The organism is Nocardia tenerifensis NBRC 101015, assembly GCF_000308715.1.
Classification (GTDB): Bacteria; Actinomycetota; Actinomycetes; order Mycobacteriales; family Mycobacteriaceae; genus Nocardia; species Nocardia tenerifensis.
The window spans coordinates 1-20,165 of the sequence record NZ_BAGH01000377.1; the positions used below are offsets into that span (position 1 = coordinate 1).

Here is a 20,165-nt window from a genome sequence, read left to right on the forward strand (position 1 = left end):
TGAGTGTGCAGGGCGTTCATCGGCGCGCGCGGCGGCTGCTCGCCCCACACGTCATCGATCAGGGACTGTGCGCTGCGGCTACGGCCGGGGCGCAGCGCCAGGGCGGCGAGCAACAGCCGCGAGCGGGCGCCGGGGAGCGCGGCGAGCACGCCGTCTCGGCGCAGCGCGACCTCGCCCAGCAGGGCGACCACTACTGGTTCGCCCGCGGGCGACCGCACCGCTTGGCCGCGACCGCTCGGGCCGCTCTGTTCCGACAACATTCCGCGGTAATCGTATGCGAGGGGCGTCGAGCCGGCCGACATGGTTTTTACCTCGTTTCCGATGGTCGATCGGCCACGCCGCGCGCATGGCTCGGTTCGCGGAGCTGAGCCGACCCGGCTCCCGCGCTCTGGAGGCGGTCCGGTGGATGACCGACGAGCAGCGCGGACCCGTGCGGGCGCGGTGGAAATCGGTGCCGGTGGACCGGTTCGTCGGCGAGGACATCGAGAAGGGGCCGACCCGCTCGGAAACGGTCGCCGAAGGCACCGGAGGCTGAGCGCTCCGCGGGGGCACACGCTGAGCGGCCGATGTCCGACCGCGACACTATGCTGCGGGAATGGCTACTGCTGCGCAATGGATCGAGGGCGCGCGTCCACGCACCCTGCCGAACGCGATCGCCCCGGTGCTGGCAGGCACCGGTGCCGCCGCCTCCCTCGACGGGGCCCTCTGGTGGAAAGCCGTTCTCGCGCTGCTGGTTTCGCTGGCCCTGATCGTCGGCGTGAACTTCGCCAACGACTACTCCGACGGCATTCGCGGCACCGACGACGTCCGGGTCGGCCCGGTGCGGCTGGTCGGGCAGCGGCTGGCCTCGGCCTCGGCGGTGCGCACCGCCGCGATCCTGAGCCTCGGCCTCGCCGCGGTGATCGGCCTCGTCCTCGCCGCGACCACGGCGTGGTGGCTGCTGCTCGTCGGCGTGGCCTGCCTGGCCGGCGCCTGGTTCTACACCGGCGGCAGCAAGCCCTACGGCTACAGCGGATTCGGCGAGATCGCGGTGTTCGTCTTCTTCGGATTGATCGGCGTGCTCGGCACGCAGTTCGTGCAGGCGGAGCGGGTCGACTGGGTCGGCGTCGTGCTCGCGGTCTCGGTCGGCGCGTTCTCCAGCGCGGTGCTCGTCGCCAACAACCTGCGCGACATCCCGACCGACTCGCAGTCCGGAAAAGTCACCCTCGCGGTCAAACTCGGCGATCCGCGCACCAGGACGTTGCAGCTCGCGCTGCTCGCCGTCCCGTTCGTCGGCACGCTGCTGCTGGCGGCGCGCACGCCGCTGGCGCTTGTCGGCCTGCTGGCCATCCCGCTCGCGATCCGGGCCAACGCGCCGGTGCGGTCCGGCAAGGGCGGCCTGGAACTCATTCCGGCGCTGCGCGACTCCGGCCTCGCGATGCTCGCCTGGTCGGCGCTCACCGCGCTGGCCATCAGCTTCGTGTGAGGCGCGCGGGGACTCGTGCGCGACGCGCGAACTCTGGCCTACGGCGCATAGGCCTCGGCGTATGACGCGGTGACTGAGCGGGGCTAGTCGTCGCCGTCCGGGACCAAGACGCCGAGGACCCAGTTGACGATCGCGACGATCAGCCCGCCGATCACCGCCGCCCAGAAGCCGTGCACGCGCAGGCCGTAGTCGGTGGTCTCGGTGATCTTGGCGGTCAGCCACAGCATGAGCGCGTTGATCACCAGCAGGAACAGCCCGAGGGTCACGATCACCAGCGGCAGCGACAGCAGCTTGACGACCGGTTTGACCAGCGCGTTCACCACCGTGAACACCGCGGCGACGGCGAGCAGGACGAGGATCTTCCCGCCGTTGCCGTTGTCCGCCGGACTGATGATGTCGATCTTGTCGACCCAGGCGGCGGCCAGCCAGATGGCCACCGCGTTGATGATCAACCGAATCAGAAGCTGCATGCGCCCATGCTAAGGCGAGGACCGCGCCGGTGCGTGGCCCGACGCGGCCCGGATCAGGCGGCACGGTCGAGCAGGGCGAGCACCTTCGGCCGCAGGCCGTCGATCGACTCGGAACCGCCGAGCAGGCGGACCGTCGTCTGATTGGGCGCGCGAAGGATGGCCAGCAGCACGTGGCCGGCCTCGATGGTCTTGTCCTTGCGCGCCAAGGCCTCTCGCAGCGACAACTCCAGCACCTTCTTGGCCTCCCTGGTGAACGGGATGTGGCCGAAGTTGCCGCCGCGACCCCGGCCGAACGGGCCTCGGCGCTCCTGCGGGACCGCGCGGTCGAAGACGTCCTCGCCGAAGTTGGCCTCCAGCGTCTCGCGCACGGCGTCTAGATCGATGCCGATCGAGCGCAGCGCCGCGGCGTCCTCCTCGCCCAGCGGCTCGCCCTTGCCCTGCGCCGCCAGCGCGCGCATCACGCCCGCGTGGGTGATGCCCTCCTCGGCCAGCAGCGCCTTCAGGTCGTCCTCACCCTGCGACAGCAGGCCGAGCAGCACGTGCTCGATCTCGATATTGGGCGAGCGCAGTTCGCGCGCGTCCTCCTGGGCCAGCACGATCGCCATCCGCGCCGTCTTGGTGAACCGTTCGAACATCAGCGGTTCCTGCCTCTCCGATTGTGTTTCTGGTGGACCGCCTGCTTGCTGACCTCGAGCGCGTCGGCGATCGCCTGCCAGGACCAGCCCTGCTCGCGGGCGTTGGCCACCTGGATCGCCTCCAGACGTTCGAGCAGCCGCCGCAGTGCGAGCACCGCGCGCAGCCCGACCTTGGGGTCGGGGCTGCCGGCGGCGGCCGCCAGAGTGGTTGCTTCAGTCATGTCGTCAATTTTGATTGACACCTGCAGAGGATGTCAACAAAAATTGACGAAATGCTTGTTCGCGTTCGGTGAAACATCTCGGTCGCGCTTCAGTGAAGCGCCCCGGCACAGCACGAAGGCCACCTTCGATCGGGTTCGGTCCCGAGTGAAGATGGCCTTCGGTTCGTATCGCGTCGGCGCGCGCTCAGCCCGCCCAGTCTCCCGTGGCGGCGAACTTGTCCAGGATGGCGGTCGGCTCGGCGAGGTTCATGCCCTGCGACTCGACCCAGTCGTCGTCGAAATACGTTCCGGCGTAACGATCTCCGCCGTCACACAGCAGCGTGACCACGCTGCCGCCGCGACCGGCGGCGAGCATCTCGGCGATGATGCCGAACACGCCCCACAGATTCGTGCCGGTGGAGCCGCCGACGCGGCGGCCGAGCACCCGGCTCGCGTACCGCGCCGCCGCGATGGAGCCCGCGTCGGGTACGCCGATCATCCGATCGACCACCTCGCCGACGAACGACGGCTCCACCCTGGGGCGGCCGATTCCCTCTATGCGCGAAGACATTCCGGTCTCGTAGCCGGCGTCGGCGGTCTCGTAGCCGCCGTAGAACGCGGAGTTCTCCGGATCCACCACCGCCAATTTCGTTGCGTGCCTGCGATATCGGATGTAGCGGCCGATGGTGGCGCTGGTGCCGCCGGTGCCCGCGCCTACCACGACCCACTCCGGCACCGGGTGGGTCTCCAAAGCCATTTGCTGGAAGATGGATTCGGCGATGTTGTTGTTGCCGCGCCAGTCGGTGGCACGCTCGGCGTGGGTGAACTGGTCCATGTAGTGGCCGCCGCACTCGGCGGCGAGCCGGGCCGCCTCGGTGTACATGTCGGGCGGGCGGCGCACAAAATGGCAACGGCCGCCTTGTGCTTCGATCAACGCGATCTTCTGCGGCGAGGTGCTCGCCGGCATCACCGCGACGAAGTCCAGGCCGAGCAGCTTCGCGAAATACGCCTCGCTGACGGCGGTCGAGCCCGACGACGCCTCGACCACCGTGGTGCCCTCGGTCACCCAGCCGTTGCAGATCGCGTACAGGAACAGCGATCTGGCGAGCCGATGCTTGAGACTGCCGGTGATATGGGTGGACTCGTCCTTCAGGTACAGCTGGACGTTCCACGCGGCGGGCAGCGGATAGCGGAGCAGGTGGGTGTCGGCGCTGCGCTGGGCGTCGGCGTCGATGAGCCGCACCGCGTTGTCCACCCAGTCGCGCGGGGTGCTGCGATCGCAGGACTTCACGAGGAAGCCCCCTTGCCGTCCTCGGTCTCGCCGCGCAGTCTGGCCCGCAGCTGGGCCTTGTCGCGGCGGCGGCGCTCGTCCACCACCGCGATGTCCTCGTTCACCCGGGTGCGCAGGCGTTTGAACAGCGTCAGCGACAGCGGCATGGCGATGATGAGCGCGAACAGGGCGGCGACCACCAGCGGGATGTCCACCGACACCAGCCGGGCCACCAGCACGATCAGCACGGTGAGCACCACGACCAGGGCCAGCCTGGCCACGGTGTACAGCCCTAGGTCGCGGGCGAGCCGACGGCCCGCGCCAGCGGTTTGCTGTCCTGGAACACCATCTGGTGGAGTTGCGTCACTCACGTCGCTCAGCCTATGCGAAGCTGTTGCCCGCCCGCGGCGCACGCCCGTCGCCGAGGTCGGGAGCATATCCGATTTGTCTATTACTTCCCCTTTACCAACATTAGGTGGTTCGAGTACCTAGGGGTTTCAGTGCAACGATGACGCCATCTGATGAGGGAACTGTCGAGAACGGAGAGGTTTGCTATGAGTGCGATCACCGTCGGCGGCCAGGACACCCTGCTGACGCCAGGGCAGGTTGCTGCCATGTTCCACGTCGATCCCAAGACGGTCACCCGCTGGGCCCATGCCGGGCGTCTCGGGTCGTTGCGCACACCCGGCGGACATCGCCGGTTCCGTGAATCAGAAGTAATGCAGCTGCTCAAGTCGCTCACCACCGAGGCGACCGCGCGCTGATCGCGGGACGCGCGGGCCCATCGTGCCGGGGCCCGCGCCCGCCCGTCGGATCGATTTCACGTCCGCGGTGTGCCGGGGCTACGCACGGGTCTACCCTCGTAACCAGGAGGTGAGCGACGTGACGTACCTGTTGGCACTCATCGCGGTCGTGGCAGTCGCGGTGCTGTGCTGGAAAGCGTTCGGACCCGAGAGGGGTGCCGGACCGAGCGCTACCCCCTCGCGCTCGCCGCAACGCAAGCGCGTCGTCGGACCCGACGACGACCCAGAGTTTCTCTGGCGGCTATCCCGCCAGCACCGCAACGGAGACTCCGACTCCCCCGAGCGCTGAGCGCCCGGCCCGGAACCTCTCCCCCGCATCACATCTCGCCATCGGCGTAGTTGCGCGCGTGCAGTCCCTCGCTCGCGCGTAGTCGGTTCGCGAGCATCGCCAGGTAATGCTGCGCCTCCATCGAGAGCCCCGCCGCCGTCCGCGCCAGCTTGCGCAGCGCGGTGTTGTTCAACTGCTCGACCAAGCTTCCGTCCGCGTCGACCACCGCCGCCGGGAGATAGGTGAAGTAATCGGAATCCAAGGGCCCGCCTCCTCAACCGTCTGTGCGCGCTCGATCAGCGCATCGCATGTAGACAGGACACGGCGTTTCGCGGAACGGCACGCCGGGGTTGCCGTGATCTGCACCACTTTTCGCGCTTCCGCTATCAATCCCAGCCTCGGGTGACCCCGGCCACTTTTCTGCTTCCCGCGCTCGGCACCGGACAAATTCCGGCGCGGCTGCGTCGGTGAGCGCGGCTAGGGTCGGTGCAGAGTGCCCGTGCTGGCGCCCGCGCGGTACAGCATCGAGCCGTCCGGCTGGAGCTGGATCGCCGATGGTTTGCCGTCGTCGCCGCAGTCGGCGCCGCCGATCGGACGGACGGCCAAAGTCAGTTCGGTCTCGTCGACGGTGACCACGCGTCCGACGCGCTCACAACGGTTCCCAGAAGTCTTCTCGGTCTGCGACCATGCCACGAGCTCTTCGGAGTTCTTACCCGGCTTGACGGTCAACTCGACCTCGAACCCGCGCGATCCGTCGTTCGCGCCGCCGCGCCATTGGCCCAGAAAGGATTTCGGGATACTCCAGACGGCGGAGACCGGTGTCGTATCCGCAGGCCGATCGACCGTCGAACTCTTCGCGCCCGCGCCCGCGGTGTCGCTGTTCGTTTGCGCCACAACCACAATCGCGACAATGATCAGCACCGCGACGAGAGCGGCGGCCGCAGGCCACCACCCCGGAGGCCACCGCTTCGATGACGCTAGGCCACCGGTCGCCGACGGACCTTGGCTCATGCCCCGAGTGTAATCCGCAGCACCAGAACTCATCCCACGATTCCCCGCGACCCCCGCGCCAAGCTCCGATCGGCCCCGGAAAATAGCGGCTTCGCATCACCGACCCCGGTAGCTACCGTTCTCCACGGGAGGAGGCATCGCCGGAACCGTTACGAGGCCAGGAGTTTCCATGCGCAAAATTCTCGCAGCAGCCGCCCTAGCCCCCACGCTGCTCATCCCCCTCCAACTCACCTCCGCCGCCACCGCCACCGCGGCCCCACCCGCCGCCACCGCCACCGGCTCCGCCGAGATCCCACCCTCCTGCGTCGGCAAAATCGACCCCATCCAGTTCTACATCCAATCCCTCTTCGGCACCCAACCCCGCCACTGCCTCTGATCGAGACGCGCATCGTCAACGAGCAACCCTCAATCGCTCGCCTCGAGCCGCTTGGGGGCCATGGGACGATCTCGGCCGCCGTTCCCCGGGGCCGGAGGCCGAGGTCCGGCCGGACGAGCACCGCCGTCATATTCCCCCACGCTTGGCACGTTCGCGTTCTGATACCAGCCAAAGCAAGACTCCGAGCGGACCCGAACAACTACCGGCGACAATCGCATCGAACCCACGAAGATCCGCCCTTCGGCCGACCACCGGAACCGATATGTCGCGAACCCTGAGGTTCGTGACGACCACCTTTCTCACGAAGAGCGGATCCTCGCCTTCCGGCCTCCTTCGTTCGAGCACATCCGCTCGCACGCGCGTCCGGGTGAGTCCGAAGAACTCCGGCATCGCCCCCTTGTTGATCCAACGGGCGAAACCGATTATCTCCGTCGAGTCGATCTCGTCGTGCCGCACCGAGGACTCCTCGCACAACTCACGCTCCATCGCCCGGACGATAAGGTCATGCGGACTGAGCTTCTCCGAGAGATCCTTCGGCTCCATCGAACCCGAACCGGAAGGGTGGATCAACCGTGGAGAGCCGGAGTTTCGACCATCCGATTCCACGATGAATATACGTCCGTCTTCCACGGTCGCCAACGTTGAAATTCCGATGAGATTAGGGAACTCCGACTCGGAAAAGTCGACGAGACCGCCGTTGTCACGAAATACATAGCTGTTCAGTACATCGAGAGCAGCCTGTCCGTACGGACGGGCATAACAGCGAAATGCATTATTCGAGGCCAAGTGCTGAAAATAGGTGAGCTTACGCACGTCCATTCTACTGTCGCCGATGTCGGCCAAGCCGAGGCCGGGGCGGTCCATTATGAGAGCACGATCTCGCTTGGTCAGAATCACCACGGGCAGCAATGCGCGGAGGGGCTGCGGGAGGTCGTAATCGACAGCAGTGCCCGCGACCACGTTCGAACCGGCGGCAATCGATTTCGGGAGAGAGAGCGGAAGAAATACCTCTCCTTCCACTATCAAAATTCTCGACGCCAGATCGTCCGACATGCTCCTTAGTATCCCGCTCTCCAGCCTGTCTGGCCGATGGTAGGACTCGCGAGCCTTTCGAATCTTCGAGTATCCGTAAGCCCAGACACCTACGCTGGATACAGCAAAAGTGATCGACAACGGACTCAGCTTGTGCAGCAACGCAGAGATGACGATATTCGCCCCGAGCGAAAGAATGCCCACGACGCTCGGCCATTCATACCGCACGAATACACGACGTTTGTCGATGAATGATCGAATGTATGGATTGACAAAATTCTTGATCGCCAAGAGATGCCTCATAACCGAATCCGAATCCGTGCCTTAAACTCAGCAGTAAGTACGCTTCGCCCATCAACTGAAGGTCAACACGACGGTCAGCATATTGAACTCGCGTAACCATACTCCTCGAATTACGGATATACGGCACACATTCGGAACACCGTTGCGTAGGTGAGATCGAATTGGCTTACCTATCCTCACATACCACCACTAGGCCGGCACGGTCGAGCTTGCGCCGAGCGCCAGCGGTGAGGCGGCCTCAGATATTGAGCAGAGGTCAACCGGGCTTGCCTGGTGCAAGCCGCGTACCACCGAGGACGGCCATGCGTACACCTGAACGGGTCGCAAGAAACCGCAGGCGGTGCGGACTAGTTCAGGCCGGCGTAGGAGTGGAGGCCGCTGATGACCATGTTGATGATGAAGAGGTTGAAGAGCATGGCTATGAAGGCGGCTATGTTGATCCAGGCTGCCTTGGTGTCGCGCCAGCCGGAGGTGGCGCGGGCGTGGAGGTAGGCGGCGTAGAGGACCCAGGCGATGAAGGAGCAGGTTTCTTTGGGGTCCCAGCCCCAGAAGCGGCCCCAGGCGGCCTCGGCCCAGATGGCGCCTAGGATGACGCCGGCGCCGAAGAGGGGGAAGCCGATGATGGTGGCTTTGTAGGCGAGGCGGTCGAGGGTGCGGGCGTCGGGCAGGCGGCGGGCGACGGTGCCGAGGATGTTGTTCGACTCCTGGCCCTCCGGCTGGCGCAGGCGGTAGAGGAACAGCAGGCTGGCCACGCCGGAGAAGAGGAAGATGCCGCTGCCGATGCTGACGATGGTGACGTGGAAGGGCAGCCAGAAGGACCGCAGCGCGGGCACTACGGGCGCGGCATCGGCGTAGAGAACGGTGCCTGCCAGGAACAGCAGGATGAGCACGGGCACGAGCAGGAAGGCCCACATGGCGCGGTAGCGCTGGTCGCGCAGGAACAGCAGGCCCATGGCGACCGCGGCGGCGGTGGCCATGGTGACGAACTCGTACATGTTGCCGAGCGGGAAGCGGTGGGTCGCGAAGCCGCGCAACACGATCGAGGCGATGTGCAGCACGATGGCGACGACCAGCACCGAGAACGCCATATTGCCGAGACGCTCGGACAGCGGCTTCTCCGGCGGCCCGACGACCCGGCCGGGCACCGCGGGATCGCCCGCGGGCCCGCCGACGGTCACGAGTTCGCGCTCGGCGACCCGCTGGCTGCGCGCGGTGGCGTACTGCCAGATCAGCAGCATGAGCACCAGCGCGTAGACCACGATCGCGGTCTTGAACGAGAAATCGCTGTAGCGCGCGATGGTCTCGTTGATCGGCATCTCTACTCTCCCGTGGTCTTCGCGTCGGCCGAGTCGGGCCGGCTGTCCAGCAGGCGCGCGCGGAGCCGGTCGAACTCGCCGCCCCAACCCGCCTGATCGGTCCTGGCCAGCCCGCCCATCTCTACTACGCTGCGTCGTACGCCTAAGGTACCGGCTTCGGTCTCGTCGGGGTAGACCCGGATCCAGATCCGGCGGCGCTTCACCAGCAGCGAGACCAGCAGGCCGAGCATCATGGTCACCGCGCTCACCAGCACCCACTGCTGCGCGGGATCGTGGGAGACCTGGAGGTTCACGAACTCCTGCGCGCCGTCGAATGTCACCTTGGTGCCGTTGGCCAGACTGGCCGACTCGCCGGGGCGCAGGTTCACCCGGGTCTCCTTGGTCAGTCGACCCTGCTTGACCTGCTCGGGGTCCAGCGCGAACAGCGACTGCGGCTTCCCGGTGTCGAGCCCGGTGTCGCCGCGGTAGATGTCGACCGCGACGGCCGGATCGTTCATCGTGGGATACGACGAGGTCATCAGGCTGCCGTGGAAGAGCGCGGTGGGCGCGAACAGCCCCTCGATGGCGATCTGGTTCTTGCGCCGCTCCTCGTCGGTGGCGTACATGCCGCCGGGCGGGTCGATGCGGAGCACGCCGCTGGACAGGAAGGTCCTGGCGTCGTCGGGGCGCCACTGCAGCGTCTCGGTGCGCGTCTGCCCGTTCGGGAAGGTGACGGTGAAGGTCGGCGCGAAACCGTGGCCCTGCAGGTAGATCCGGTCGCCTGCGACACGGAGCGGATGGTTCACCTGGATCCGGGTCGAGCGCCAGGTATCGCTCTGCAGATCGGCGCCGGACTGGTACTCGATGTTCGAGGTGAACATCTCGGCCTGGCCGTTGTCCAGGTAGTCGGCCTTGAAGTCCTTGACTCGCACGCAGATCGGCGTCATGCCGGTGCCGTCGTTGACGTTGCCCGCCTTGAACGAGTCGAAGACGGCGGGCGAGGTGGTGCAGAAGCCGGGGCCGTTGTTAGCGATGACGATGACGTTGCCCTCGTAACCGAACAGCTTGCCGACCGCGATGGCGACCAGCAGGCCGACCAGGGCCAGGTGGAAGACGAGGTTGCCGAGTTCGCGGGTGTAGCCCTTCTCCGCGGACAGCGTGAGCTCACCGTCCCGGCCGCCCGGCCTGACCTCGGTTCGCCAGCCGCGCAGCTCTTTTCGCACCCGCGCGACCACCTCGTCGGGGGCCTGCGCCGCGGTGCCGGAGTGGTGGTGCGGCAGCCGGGTGAGGTTGCGCGGCGCGCGCACCGGCGGGGTGCGCAGCGCGCGGTAGTGGTCGAGGCAGCGCGGCAGGATGCAGCCGACGAGCGAGATGAACAGCAGCACATAGACGGCGGTGAACCAGAAGCTGCCGAACACGTCGAACAGCTCGAACCGGTCCATCCACGGGCCGAGGGTCGGCCGGTTCGCGATGTACTGCTCGACCTTCTGCTCGTTGAGATTGCGCTGCGGCAGCAGCGCGCCGGGTATCGCGGCCAGCGCGAGCAGGAACAGCAGGACCAGGGCGGTCCGCATGCTGGTCAGCCCGCGCCAGGTGTTGCGAACGAAGGCGAAGGCCCGGCCGGGCAGGGACTGCCGAGGCAGCCGCGCCGGTTCGGTCCGCGGTTGTTCGGGCCCACCCGTCGCCCGATCGCCATCCTTCATCGAATCAATGCTGTTCATACTCATATCGGCAGCGTCACCTCGGAGACGAACGCGTCGCGCACCCAGGCGACGAACTGGTCCCACACCCCGGTGACCAGCGCGACGCCGACCGCGACGAGCAGCAGGCCGCCGATGATCTGAATGGTCCGCGAGTTGCGGCGCAGCCATCCGACGCCGCGCAGCGCGCTGGCCGAGCCGAAGGCGAGGATCACGAACGGCAGGCCGAGGCCGAGGCAGTAGGCGACGATGAGCGCGACCCCGCGCGCCGCGGTGGTGCCGTCGGTGCCCGCGGCCACCGCCATCACCCCGGACAGCGTCGGCCCGAGGCACGGCGTCCAGCCCAGCGCGAAGACGCCGCCGAGCAGCGGCGCACCCGCGATGCTGGTCAGCCTGCGCGGCTCCATCCTGGTGTCGCGCTGCAGCGCCGGGATCAGCCCGATGAAGACGAGCCCCATCAGAATGGTGACCACACCGCCGATGCGTTGCAGCAGTTCGCGATTCACGTTCATGGTCTGGATGACGCCGAAGACCGTCGCGGTGGCGAGCACGAACACGACGGTGAACCCGGCGACGAACAACCCCGCCGCGCCGGCGACCCGCATCCGGCCGCCGCGCACGGCCGAATCGGACGCGGCCGAACTCGACTGCGGCCCAGCGGCCTGCGCGACGGTGGCCGGCGGCGCCTCGGCCCCGACCAACCCCGCGAGGTAGGACAGGTAGCCCGGCACCAGCGGCACGACGCACGGCGAGGCGAAGGAGACGAGCCCGGCGAGCAGGCAAGCCCCCAGGGCGAGCAGCAACGGCCCGGTCGCGGCGGTCTGCTGAAACGAATCCCCTACGGCGGCCAGCACCATCACTCGGCCACCGTTGTGCCTAGGGGAGTCACACGCCCTCCCCCTCCGGCGTCTCCTCGGCCGGTTCGGTGTCGCCGCGCAGTACGACGCGCTGCTTGCTGGTCTCCTCGAACAGCACGCCGAAGTCGAGTAGCGAGTCGGCCGCGACGCTGCGCGGCACGGTGGCTATCCCCTTCCATCGGTCGTCAACGGCCCAGGCACCGCCGATGCGGCGGGCGCCCTGCCGGGGGCGACAGGCACGCAGGGTACGGGTACGACGATCGCGATTCACTGTGCTTCCTCCGAGGCGATTTTGTGAACAATCGGTTGCAGATCGTCGGCCAGCAGGGGGCGCAGGAACACCGCCGCGACGCGGTGCTGACGATCCAGGATCAGGGTGGTGGGAATGACACTGGTCGGGAAGTTCCCACCGAGGGCGAGCAGGGTGCGCATGGAGGGGTCGTAGATGGACGGGTACTCGACCTTGTTGTCTACGACGAAGTCCTGCGCCTTGTCCTGCTGCGGGTCACGGACGTTGATGCCGAGAAAGGCGACTCCGCTGTCTTTTGTTGCCGCATATACCTTTTCGAGCGCGGGCGACTCCGCGCGGCAGGGTCCGCACCACTGGCCCCACAGATTGAGTACCACGACCTTGCCGAGGTAATCCTGCACGGACGCGGTTTTCCCCGCCGTCATGAGATCGGGCCCGGCGAGCTTGCCGATGGTGCCGCGCGAACTCGGCGGGTCGTAGTAGATGTCGGTTTTCCCGCCCGGCGAGACGAATTCGAAGGTGCCGCCGGTGGCCACCGCGTCACTGCCGCCGGAACAGCCCGCGAGCGCCGCGACCAGGCCGAGGCACGTGAGCAGGGCCGACACGGTCCGCCTCGCCGATACGGCAGGCGGTTTCCCGGACGCGGCGCGACGGCTCATGCGCCGTGTACCGAGGGATCCGAACCACCCGCGGGCTCGGAGTACACGATGTCGACGAGCGTGTCGCCCTGGTAGACCAGCGAGGTCAACGAGGCGAGCGAGCACTGCCGCTGGCGCGGGTCGTGCCAGAGCCGCTGTCCCTGCAGGAACCGGCGCAGCGTCCACACCGGCAGCTGATGCGAGACCAGCACCGCCTCGCGCCCGGCCGCCTCGACCCGCGCCTTGTTCACCGCGGCCAGCATGCGGTGCGCGATCTGCAGGTACGGCTCGCCCCAGGACGGGGTGAACGGATCGCGCAGTTTCCACCAGTGCCTCGGCTTGCGCAGCGCGCCGTCGCCCACGGAGACCCGCAGGCCCTCGAACGTATTGCCCGCCTCGATCAGGTTCTCGTCGGTCCGCACGAGCAGATGATGTTGCGCCGCAATGGGTTCCGCGGTCTCCTGGGCTCGCTGCAGCGGCGAGGCGATGACGACGGCGATGTCGTGGTCGGCCAGCGCCCGCGCGACGGCCCCGGCCTGCGAGCGACCGGCGACCGACAGGCTGAACCCGGGCAGCCTGCCGTAGAGGATTCCATTGGGGTTGTGCACCTCGCCGTGGCGCAGGACGTGCACGATCGTCTCCACCGGCGCGGTGCCGCCGTCGTGCACGGGCTGCCGTTCGGTGACGGTGACAGCCTCGGAAACCGTTGCGGCGGTGGAGGTTTCCTCGACCGGTGCGATCGGATCGGCCGGGCCGGACGCGGCGGCGGCGAACTGCGCGCCCGCGTCGATGACGGTCGAGTCGGCGGCGGTGTCGGCCACGGGTCCGGTGGCGAGCCCGGCGATCGCACCGGCGACCGTCTCCGTGGCCGAATCGGCTTGGGCCGCCGCGCTAGAACCCGCCTGGGCCGCCGTGCCCGAATCCGACTCTGCCGCCGTGTCCGAATCCGACTGAGCCGCCGTGCCCGAACCCGACTCTGCCACCGTGCCCGAATCCGACTGAGCCGCCGTGCCCGAACCCGACTGAGCCGCCGTGCCCGAACCCGACTCTGCCGCCGTGCCCGAGCCCGACTCTGCTGCCGTGTCCGAATCCGCCAGGGACGCGGCGCTCGCCTCCACGAGCTCGGAGTCGGCGACCGGCGCGGCGCCGAGCCCGGCGACCGACCCGGCGTCCGTCGAATCGGTGCTCGACTCGGTGGCGGCTCCCGCCGCGGCGGCGGAGTCGGTGGCGGACTTCTCTAGCTCGCGCTCGTCGGCGGCGGGCTGATCGTGATCGGAGCTCACGCGCGGGTTCCTTCGGGAGTGGCGGCCGCGGCCGCGTGTGCGGCGGCGGGCAGGGCGGCGGCGATTCGGTCGAACGCGTCCTCGTCGAGCGCCGCGGAGACGAACCAGGTCTCGAACGCGCTCGGCGGCGCGTAGACACCACCGTCGAGCAGTGCGTGGAAGAAGGCGGGGTAGCGCCAGGTCTGCGTCGCCTTGGCGGCGGCGTAGTCGGTGACCGGGCGTTCGGCGAAGAACACGCTCACCATATTGCCCGCGAACTGCACCTGATGCTCGACGCCTGCGGCACTGAGCGATTCGCCGAACAGCGCGCCCAGCCGTTGCGCGTTGCGATCGAGCGCGGCGTACACCGCGTCGTCGGCGGCGCGCAGCGTGGCCAGGCCCGCGGCGACGGCGACGGGGTTACCGGAGAGCGTGCCTGCCTGGTAGACCGGGCCGAGCGGGGCGAGGTGGTTCATGATCTCGGCGCGGCCGCCGAACGCGGCCGCGGGCAGGCCACCGCTCATCACCTTGCCGAAGGTGTAGAGGTCGGCGGCGACGCCCGCGTGGCCGAACCAGCCGGCCCGGCTGACCCGGAACCCGGTCATCACCTCGTCCATGATGAGCAGCGCGCCGTTGTCGGCGGTCAGCTTGCGCAGGCCCTCGTTGAAGCCGGGCAGCGGCGCGACCGTGCCCATGTTGCCCGCAGCGGCCTCGGTGATCACGCAGGCGATCGCGCCGGGGTGCGCGGCGAACGCGGCGGCGACGGCGTCGAGGTCGTTGTAGGGCAGCACGAGCGTGTCGGCCGCCTGCGCGCCGGTGACGCCCGGCGAGGTGGGTAGGCCCAGGGTCGCCACTCCGGAGCCGGCGTCGGCGAGCAGCGCGTCGACGTGGCCGTGGTAGCAGCCGGCGAACTTGATGATCTTGGCGCGGCCGGTGTAGCCGCGGGCCAGCCGCACCGCGCTCATGGTCGCCTCGGTGCCCGAGTTCACCAGGCGCACCCGCTCGACCGGGTCGACGCGTTCGATGATCGCCTCGGCCAGTTCGATCTCGGCCTCGGTGGGCGCCCCGAAGGACAGTCCGCCGACCGCCGCCGACCGCACGGCCTCGACCACGGCGGGGTGCGCGTGCCCGAGAATCATCGGACCCCACGAGCACACCAGGTCGACGTAGGTGTTGCCGTCGGCGTCGACGAGGGTGTAGCCGTTCGCGGACGCGATGAATCGCGGTGTGCCGCCAACGGAGTTGAAGGCGCGCACCGGGGAGTTGACGCCCCCCGGGATCGCCGAACAAGCCCGGTCGAAGAGTTGAGCGGAAACCTGCACCGATGCGCTGGTCACGCGCGGAGAAGAACTCACGACCTCCAGTGTCGCAGCCCGTTCCAAACTGGTCGACGACAGGGTGTGCGGCCTCGCGCATCCGCGCTCGCAAGCGCTCCCTAGTGGGCGTGATCCAAACCGCAACACGCCGAGGACTGTTTACGCCGTAATCGGTCGCCACGAGATCGCCGGTGCGTAACCTCGGGCGTCATCATTCATCTGCCCCGGAGGACTTCTATGCGGTTTGCCCTGTTCAGTGCTGCTGTATCCACCGCGCTCGTCGGTGCGGCCGTCGCCTTCGGCGCGGGCGCCGCCGCAGCGGTGGAACCGATCGCGCAGCCCGATCGGATCGGCGTGCAGCTGAGTCATGCGGAAACCCAGGCGGTCGCCGGCGGGCCCCTTCCGGCGGTGGTCACCATGTTCGTGCCGCTCAACCGGATCGGCGTCGGCCTGAAGGCGGACACCGGGATCTACAAGGACGAGAACGGCGGCGTGCACGCGTCGTTGCGGCAGGCGATCGGCGAGGCGGCCAATCATCCCGACGGGACGATCACCCTCTTCGTCAATGCCCCTGGCACCCGCAACGGCCGCGTGCTCGACGTCTATCAGAACTGGAGCTGAGCGAGGCTCAGCTGTACATGCACGGCGCCTGCGCCGAGATGGTGTGCAGGTAGCACATGAAGTGGTTGTACGCGCCCGCGGAACCGGAGTCCGGCACCAGGACCGGTGCGTCTACCTGGCCCGCCGAGGTGTCGGCCGCGCCCGCGGGCTCGAGCGGGAGTCCCGCACGCGCGCCCGCGGGCGCGGCGCCGATCCCGATCGCGGCGGTTATCGCCAGTGCGGCACAGACTTTCACAGCAAGCCGGTTCATCGATCCCTATCCTCGGTAGCTACTGGTACGCCGAAATACTAACGGCCGCAACAGTATTCCCGCTTACTCGGGTGATGTCCAGACCGCGCCCGGCTACCGCGACTCTAGGTGATGCCGACGCACCACAGGGCGAAACCGGTTGTCACCAAACAGGCCAGCGGTGCGGGCAGTACGTGCAGCAACGGCGGCGGCGGGGTCTGGACGAGTACGGGCACCACCGCCGCGGGCGGGGCGGGGGAAACCTCGGCGGGCGCGGCGACCGCCGGGGCCACCGTTGCCGCGCCGATCATGCCGACGGCCGCGGCGCCGAGCAGCGTTCGCTTGACAGTGACTGTGGGTTCCATGGGTTCGATGTTCCCGCGATCGGCGGGCCGAAACGGTTGCGGCGGCGGCGATCGCGGGGAATCAGCGCGGCCGGCGAGCGCGCAGGAGGCGGCCGGCCGCGTCGATGGCCACCAGGCCCGCGGCGCCGACCAGGACCGCGGCCAGCAGGATCCACGGCGTGACGTAGCGGGTCGCGACGAACTCCGGCGCCTGGCCGACGGCCGCGAAGGTGGTGGTCTGGATGCTCTGGCGCCAGCTCAGCACGGCGGCGACGAAAGCCAGTACGGCAAGGCCCAGTTCGGTGGCGACCACCGTGCTGGCTCGGGTCACAGGTCCACTCCGTTCTCGCTGTGTCCGTCTTTCCCGGATTCGGGCGCCGAATCGTCGAGCGGCCGAGCGGGTTCGGGTCGCCCGTCGATCGCCGCGGTCAACGCCGAACGCAGCGCGCGATGGTCCTTGGCCCAGGCCTGCACCTGGCCGCCGTCGCGCAGGCGCAGCCCGATGCCGGTGCGCCGGCGCGGCACGCCGCTCAATTCGCCGAGCGCCCGCGCGGACTCCCAGTCCTCGTCGTCCCAGGCGTCCTCGTCCCGTTCGGGCAGCACGGCGTCGATGGAGGTGAGCGGCAGGGTCTCCGTGCCCTCGCGCAGCGCGGTCTCGGTGAGTTCGACGCTGACGTGGCGTTGGCCGGCGATCACCTGCAGCACAACGAAGAGGGCGATGAGCGAGCCGCAGAAGACGAGGGCGAACCAGTGCACGGAGCTACCGGTGAGGAGTTCCACGACGAGAATGATCAGGCACAGAATGGGCCCGTAGGTCACGGTGCGCCAGCGCGCACCGGGCTCGGCGAACAGCACGCCGGCGTCCTCGCGCCCCTCGCTCACGCGCGGCTCGCGGCGACGCGAAACGACAAGGCGGAGCGGGTGATCAGCGAGTGAGACCGGGCAACAGCAGCACGGCGACGGTGAGCACACCGAACAGGATGAGCAGGCTCAGCACGGCCAATTCCCGCCGAATGCTCTGCGGCTGTTGGATCACCACTCGCACTGCTGCCTCCGATTCCCCGGAGCCATCTGACGGATCCCCGCGAGCGGGTTAGAACAACGTCTGACAAACAACTACCGGTTCCCATGTCCACTGTGACAACCCTCACCATACATGCCACCGTTGCCCGGACAAATTCGCCTGCCCGCCGTTCACCGGCGGCTCACCTGGAAATAAGCGGCGGCCTCGGGCCGATGCGACAGGTAGATCGCCCCGCCCGCGAGCACCGCCTGCACGATCGCGGCGCCGCCGGCCACCAGCGAGGCGGCCCCGTTCACCGCGCCGAACGCGAACAGCGCGCCGACGCCGATCACCACCAGCCACGCACCCACAATGGTGAGCATGGTGCGCGCCCAGAGCTTTCCGCGCGCGAACTGGTGCACGATCAGCAGCGCCAGCGCGGCCACGCCCAGGCCGATGAACACCACGACGACATAGACCAGCGCGACCATCAGTTCGGCACTGGCCAGCGTGACCTGTGGATCCTTCGCCCTGGCCTGATCGAAGACCTCCTTGGCGAAGGTGTGTCGCTGCGGTAGCGCGGCGACCATCGACGCGATCAACTGGACGACGCCGAATCCAATTACGCCCCACCACAATTGCCGAGCGGTGCCGACGTCACGGGCATCGGCGGCGGCGGCACGGGCGGAGGCATCGCGCTGTGGGGCGGCATGGCGCTGTGCGGTGGCATGGCTCCGTGGGGCGGTACTCCACCGTGCGGCGGCACGGCGCCATGCGGGGGCACGGCGCCGGGCGGCCCCGGCGGCTTCGTCACGACAGCCAGTGCGCGGCCTCGGTCGCCCAGTAGGTGAGCACGATGTCCGCGCCCGCCCGGCGGATGCCCATGAGCGACTCGAGGATGGCGCCGCGTCGGTCGATCCAGCCGCGCTCGGCGGCGGCGGTGATCATCGCGTACTCGCCGGAGATCTGGTACGCCGCGACCGGGACCGTCGCCTGGTCGGCGACGTCGCGCAGGATGTCCAGGTAGGACATGGCCGGCTTCACCATGACGATGTCGGCGCCCTCGGCCAGGTCCAGCTGGAGTTCGCGGATCGCCTCGCGGCGGTTCGCCGGATCCTGCTGGTACGTGCGCCGGTCGCCCTCCAGCGACGAGGCGACGGCCTCGCGGAACGGACCGTAGAACGCCGAGGCGTACTTGGCGGCGTAGGCGAGGATGCCGGTGTCGGTGCGGCCGACCGCGTCGAGGCCGCGGCGGACCGCGCCGACCTGGCCGTCCATCATGCCGCTGGTGCCGAGCAGGTCGGCGCCGGAGGCGGCCTGGGCCAGCGCCATGTCGACGTAGCGGTGCAGGGTGGCGTCGTTGTCCACCGAACCGTCGGCGGCCAGGACGCCGCAGTGGCCGTGATCGGTGAACTCGTCGAGACAGGTGTCGGCCATGATCACGGTCGACCCGCCGACCTCGTCGGCCAGCGCGCGCAGGCCGCGGTTGAGGATGCCGTCCGGATCGGTGGCCTGGCTGCCGGTCGCGTCCTTGTCCTCGTGGCGCGGCACGCCGAACAGCATCAGGCCGCCGACGCCCGCGGTCACCGCCTCGACGGCCGCCTTGCGCAGCGAGTCCATCGAGTGCTGCCGGACGCCGGGCATCGAGCTGATCTCTTTGGGTTCGTCCAGGCCGTCGGCAACAAACATCGGCAACACCAATTGCCGTGGCTCCAGCGTGGTTTCGGCCACGAGACGACGCAGGGCGGGGGTACGGCGCAACCGCCGCGGGCGGTCCAATCCGGTCATAACCGCACCATACGCCCGGCGTCGAGCGCTGTCGCGAGCGCCCGTCGGCTCGCGCGGCGAGTGTCCGACCCGACCAGAGCAAGTGGAGCCGGTGTTCTCGGCGCGACGACGGTCCGGCATACACACAACACCCCGGCGGGCCGTGGATCGACGGTAACGGTGTGGGAAATCACACCTGTCGCCCAGCCCGATGGCGCATACTCCGACAGAGGGCGAGACCCCCTGGGGGACAGCATGACCGAACCGCACACCGAAATCTCGCTGGCCCGAGCCGCCGACTTCGAGTCGTGGGTCGCGGTACTACTTTCGGACTGGTGGCCCGTGCTCACCGGTGGACTCACACCACCGGAGACGACGCTGCGGTCCTGGCGCGCCGCCGACCGCGGCGGGCAGAACTTCCGCGTCGAGTTCATCGCGCGGCAGCTGGCCGAGCCGGAGCTGATGACGGTGGCGCGGCGCGCCTTCGACGATCTCGGCATGGTCCCGGACGAGCGCGAGATGACCCAGAGCCTCGGCCGCCACCTCGTCGGCCACACCGAGGACGCCACCGTGCAGCTGCGCTTCTCCGACACCGCGCACACCATCTTCCTGCGGCTGCAGAGCAGGCCGTGCCACGTCGCGGTGGCCGCCGGGCGGCAGCTGAGCGCGCTGCCCGACGCGACGCTGCCGTTTCCGAACACCACGACCGGCCCGCTGGACGTCCGGGTGGCGCGCAACAGCGCCAGGCACCTGCTCGCTCAGCACAGCGCGCGCTTCGCCACCCCGGCCGACCCGTTCCAGCTCGGCCCGCAGGGGCACGTCTCCGATGTGGGCTGGGCGTTCGTCTTTCCCTGGTCCACTACGTCCTGGTACGCCGAGGGCGCCTCGCCGGCGCTCGCGCCGGGCACCAAGGGTCCCATCGTGGTGGTGAAGGACACTGGAGACACCTGGTTGCTCGACAGCCTGAGCAGCTACGAATCCCAACTCGCCGACTACGCCGACCAGCACGGCTACCGGCACGGCACGCCAGACCCGGCCTGAAAGGTCCGC

Annotated in this window: 29 protein-coding genes; 7 read left to right on the forward strand and 22 right to left on the reverse strand. The window is 68.6% G+C overall.

Translation table 11 applies throughout. From position 1 onward, the window contains the following. On the reverse strand, window positions 1–260 hold a 260-nt coding region (locus ON39_RS30085; RefSeq protein WP_157195533.1), incomplete at its 3' end, for an AfsR/SARP family transcriptional regulator. An 86-nt stretch (window positions 261–346) separates the two neighbouring features. Between ON39_RS30085 and ON39_RS30090 the strand changes: the two genes are divergently transcribed. Then, a complete protein-coding gene (locus ON39_RS30090; protein WP_040739389.1) occupies window positions 347–535 on the forward strand; it encodes a hypothetical protein in 189 nt (62 codons plus the stop codon). A 60-nt stretch (window positions 536–595) separates the two neighbouring features. Then, window positions 596–1,465 carry a 1,4-dihydroxy-2-naphthoate polyprenyltransferase gene (locus ON39_RS30095; RefSeq protein WP_040739390.1) on the forward strand — a complete coding sequence of 290 codons (870 nt, stop codon included), beginning with the start codon at window positions 596–598 and terminating at the stop codon, window positions 1,463–1,465. Window positions 1,466–1,548: 83 nt separating this feature from the next. On the opposite strand, the gene ON39_RS30100 is transcribed toward ON39_RS30095, so the two are convergent. The 5 genes from ON39_RS30100 to ON39_RS30120 form a co-directional block, all read right to left on the reverse strand. After that, window positions 1,549–1,935: a phage holin family protein gene (locus ON39_RS30100; protein ID WP_040739391.1), complete on the reverse strand. Its 387-nt coding sequence runs from the start codon at window positions 1,933–1,935 to the stop codon at window positions 1,549–1,551. Between the two features lie 53 nt (window positions 1,936–1,988). After that, window positions 1,989–2,570, reverse strand: a complete 582-nt coding sequence (locus ON39_RS30105) for a Clp protease N-terminal domain-containing protein (protein ID WP_040739392.1) — start codon at window positions 2,568–2,570, stop codon at window positions 1,989–1,991. Then, entirely contained in the window at window positions 2,570–2,791 is a 222-nt protein-coding gene (locus ON39_RS30110; protein WP_040739393.1) for a hypothetical protein, read from the reverse strand. The genes ON39_RS30105 and ON39_RS30110 overlap by 1 nt, the downstream gene beginning before the upstream one ends. A 184-nt stretch (window positions 2,792–2,975) precedes the next feature. Next, the gene (gene cds1 / locus ON39_RS30115; protein ID WP_040739394.1) at window positions 2,976–4,061 is read right to left on the reverse strand and encodes an L-cysteine desulfhydrase Cds1; all 1,086 of its coding nucleotides are present in this window, start codon (window positions 4,059–4,061) and stop codon (window positions 2,976–2,978) included. Next, the gene (locus tag ON39_RS30120; protein ID WP_040739395.1) at window positions 4,058–4,411 is read right to left on the reverse strand and encodes a DUF4229 domain-containing protein; all 354 of its coding nucleotides are present in this window, start codon (window positions 4,409–4,411) and stop codon (window positions 4,058–4,060) included. The genes cds1 and ON39_RS30120 overlap by 4 nt, the downstream gene beginning before the upstream one ends. Before the next feature lie 183 nt (window positions 4,412–4,594). Between ON39_RS30120 and ON39_RS30125 the strand changes: the two genes are divergently transcribed. Next, on the forward strand, window positions 4,595–4,804 hold the full coding sequence (locus tag ON39_RS30125; protein ID WP_040739417.1) for a BldC family transcriptional regulator: 210 nt from the start codon (window positions 4,595–4,597) through the stop codon (window positions 4,802–4,804). 118 nt (window positions 4,805–4,922) lie between these two features. After that, window positions 4,923–5,132 (forward strand): hypothetical protein, encoded by a 210-nt coding sequence (locus tag ON39_RS50860; RefSeq protein ID WP_040739418.1) that lies wholly within the window; start codon window positions 4,923–4,925, stop codon window positions 5,130–5,132. 28 nt (window positions 5,133–5,160) lie between these two features. Here the strand turns inward: ON39_RS50860 and ON39_RS30135 are convergent, their stop codons facing one another. After that, a complete protein-coding gene (locus ON39_RS30135; protein WP_040739396.1) occupies window positions 5,161–5,373 on the reverse strand; it encodes a hypothetical protein in 213 nt (70 codons plus the stop codon). A gap of 215 nt (window positions 5,374–5,588) precedes the next feature. Beyond that, window positions 5,589–6,011 (reverse strand): hypothetical protein, encoded by a 423-nt coding sequence (locus ON39_RS30140; protein ID WP_146251096.1) that lies wholly within the window; start codon window positions 6,009–6,011, stop codon window positions 5,589–5,591. A gap of 280 nt (window positions 6,012–6,291) precedes the next feature. Here ON39_RS30140 and ON39_RS49100 point away from each other — a divergent pair, with 280 nt between their 5' ends. Continuing rightward, window positions 6,292–6,498 carry a hypothetical protein gene (locus tag ON39_RS49100; protein WP_040739398.1) on the forward strand — a complete coding sequence of 69 codons (207 nt, stop codon included), beginning with the start codon at window positions 6,292–6,294 and terminating at the stop codon, window positions 6,496–6,498. A 126-nt stretch (window positions 6,499–6,624) separates the two neighbouring features. Here ON39_RS49100 and ON39_RS46235 read toward each other — a convergent pair whose 3' ends face one another. The 8 genes from ON39_RS46235 to hemL form a co-directional block, all read right to left on the reverse strand. Continuing rightward, window positions 6,625–7,833 (reverse strand): hypothetical protein, encoded by a 1,209-nt coding sequence (locus ON39_RS46235; RefSeq protein WP_146251097.1) that lies wholly within the window; start codon window positions 7,831–7,833, stop codon window positions 6,625–6,627. A gap of 347 nt (window positions 7,834–8,180) precedes the next feature. Beyond that, window positions 8,181–9,149 (reverse strand): c-type cytochrome biogenesis protein CcsB, encoded by a 969-nt coding sequence (gene ccsB / locus ON39_RS30155; RefSeq protein WP_040739399.1) that lies wholly within the window; start codon window positions 9,147–9,149, stop codon window positions 8,181–8,183. 2 nt (window positions 9,150–9,151) lie between these two features. Continuing rightward, entirely contained in the window at window positions 9,152–10,831 is a 1,680-nt protein-coding gene (gene resB / locus ON39_RS30160) for a cytochrome c biogenesis protein ResB (protein WP_040739420.1), read from the reverse strand. A gap of 20 nt (window positions 10,832–10,851) precedes the next feature. Further along, the gene (locus ON39_RS30165) at window positions 10,852–11,685 is read right to left on the reverse strand and encodes a cytochrome c biogenesis CcdA family protein (protein ID WP_040739400.1); all 834 of its coding nucleotides are present in this window, start codon (window positions 11,683–11,685) and stop codon (window positions 10,852–10,854) included. Between the two features lie 28 nt (window positions 11,686–11,713). Continuing rightward, complete coding sequence (locus ON39_RS49105) at window positions 11,714–11,956, reverse strand: hypothetical protein (protein ID WP_146251098.1); 243 nt, start codon at window positions 11,954–11,956, stop codon at window positions 11,714–11,716. Continuing rightward, complete coding sequence (locus ON39_RS30170; RefSeq protein WP_083894778.1) at window positions 11,953–12,594, reverse strand: TlpA disulfide reductase family protein; 642 nt, start codon at window positions 12,592–12,594, stop codon at window positions 11,953–11,955. The genes ON39_RS49105 and ON39_RS30170 overlap by 4 nt, the downstream gene beginning before the upstream one ends. Beyond that, window positions 12,591–13,241, reverse strand: a complete 651-nt coding sequence (locus ON39_RS30175; RefSeq protein WP_040739422.1) for a histidine phosphatase family protein — start codon at window positions 13,239–13,241, stop codon at window positions 12,591–12,593. Before ON39_RS30175 ends, ON39_RS30170 begins: the two co-directional genes overlap by 4 nt. Window positions 13,242–13,852: 611 nt before the next feature. Beyond that, window positions 13,853–15,190 (reverse strand): glutamate-1-semialdehyde 2,1-aminomutase, encoded by a 1,338-nt coding sequence (hemL, locus tag ON39_RS30180; RefSeq protein ID WP_040739401.1) that lies wholly within the window; start codon window positions 15,188–15,190, stop codon window positions 13,853–13,855. A gap of 198 nt (window positions 15,191–15,388) precedes the next feature. Here hemL and ON39_RS30185 point away from each other — a divergent pair, with 198 nt between their 5' ends. After that, the gene (locus ON39_RS30185; protein ID WP_040739402.1) at window positions 15,389–15,772 is read left to right on the forward strand and encodes a hypothetical protein; all 384 of its coding nucleotides are present in this window, start codon (window positions 15,389–15,391) and stop codon (window positions 15,770–15,772) included. A gap of 7 nt (window positions 15,773–15,779) precedes the next feature. Here the strand turns inward: ON39_RS30185 and ON39_RS30190 are convergent, their stop codons facing one another. The 6 genes from ON39_RS30190 to hemB all read right to left on the reverse strand — a co-directional run bounded on the left by ON39_RS30190 (window position 15,780) and on the right by hemB (window position 19,136). Next, on the reverse strand, window positions 15,780–16,022 hold the full coding sequence (locus ON39_RS30190; protein WP_146251099.1) for a hypothetical protein: 243 nt from the start codon (window positions 16,020–16,022) through the stop codon (window positions 15,780–15,782). A 104-nt stretch (window positions 16,023–16,126) separates the two neighbouring features. Beyond that, the gene (locus tag ON39_RS30195) at window positions 16,127–16,366 is read right to left on the reverse strand and encodes a hypothetical protein (protein WP_040739404.1); all 240 of its coding nucleotides are present in this window, start codon (window positions 16,364–16,366) and stop codon (window positions 16,127–16,129) included. Window positions 16,367–16,427: 61 nt separating this feature from the next. After that, complete coding sequence (locus ON39_RS30200) at window positions 16,428–16,676, reverse strand: hypothetical protein (RefSeq protein WP_040739405.1); 249 nt, start codon at window positions 16,674–16,676, stop codon at window positions 16,428–16,430. Then, window positions 16,673–17,227 (reverse strand): transport-regulating membrane protein Mce1N, encoded by a 555-nt coding sequence (mce1N, locus tag ON39_RS30205; protein ID WP_051187334.1) that lies wholly within the window; start codon window positions 17,225–17,227, stop codon window positions 16,673–16,675. The genes ON39_RS30200 and mce1N overlap by 4 nt, the downstream gene beginning before the upstream one ends. Window positions 17,228–17,539: 312 nt before the next feature. Next, window positions 17,540–17,938 carry a hypothetical protein gene (locus ON39_RS30210; protein WP_169335932.1) on the reverse strand — a complete coding sequence of 133 codons (399 nt, stop codon included), beginning with the start codon at window positions 17,936–17,938 and terminating at the stop codon, window positions 17,540–17,542. A 220-nt stretch (window positions 17,939–18,158) separates the two neighbouring features. Continuing rightward, a complete protein-coding gene (gene hemB, locus ON39_RS30215) occupies window positions 18,159–19,136 on the reverse strand; it encodes a porphobilinogen synthase (RefSeq protein WP_040739406.1) in 978 nt (325 codons plus the stop codon). Window positions 19,137–19,370: 234 nt separating this feature from the next. On the opposite strand from hemB, the gene ON39_RS30220 reads away from it, so the two are divergent. Continuing rightward, window positions 19,371–20,156 (forward strand): hypothetical protein, encoded by a 786-nt coding sequence (locus tag ON39_RS30220; protein WP_040739407.1) that lies wholly within the window; start codon window positions 19,371–19,373, stop codon window positions 20,154–20,156. Window positions 20,157–20,165 lie beyond the last annotated feature (9 nt).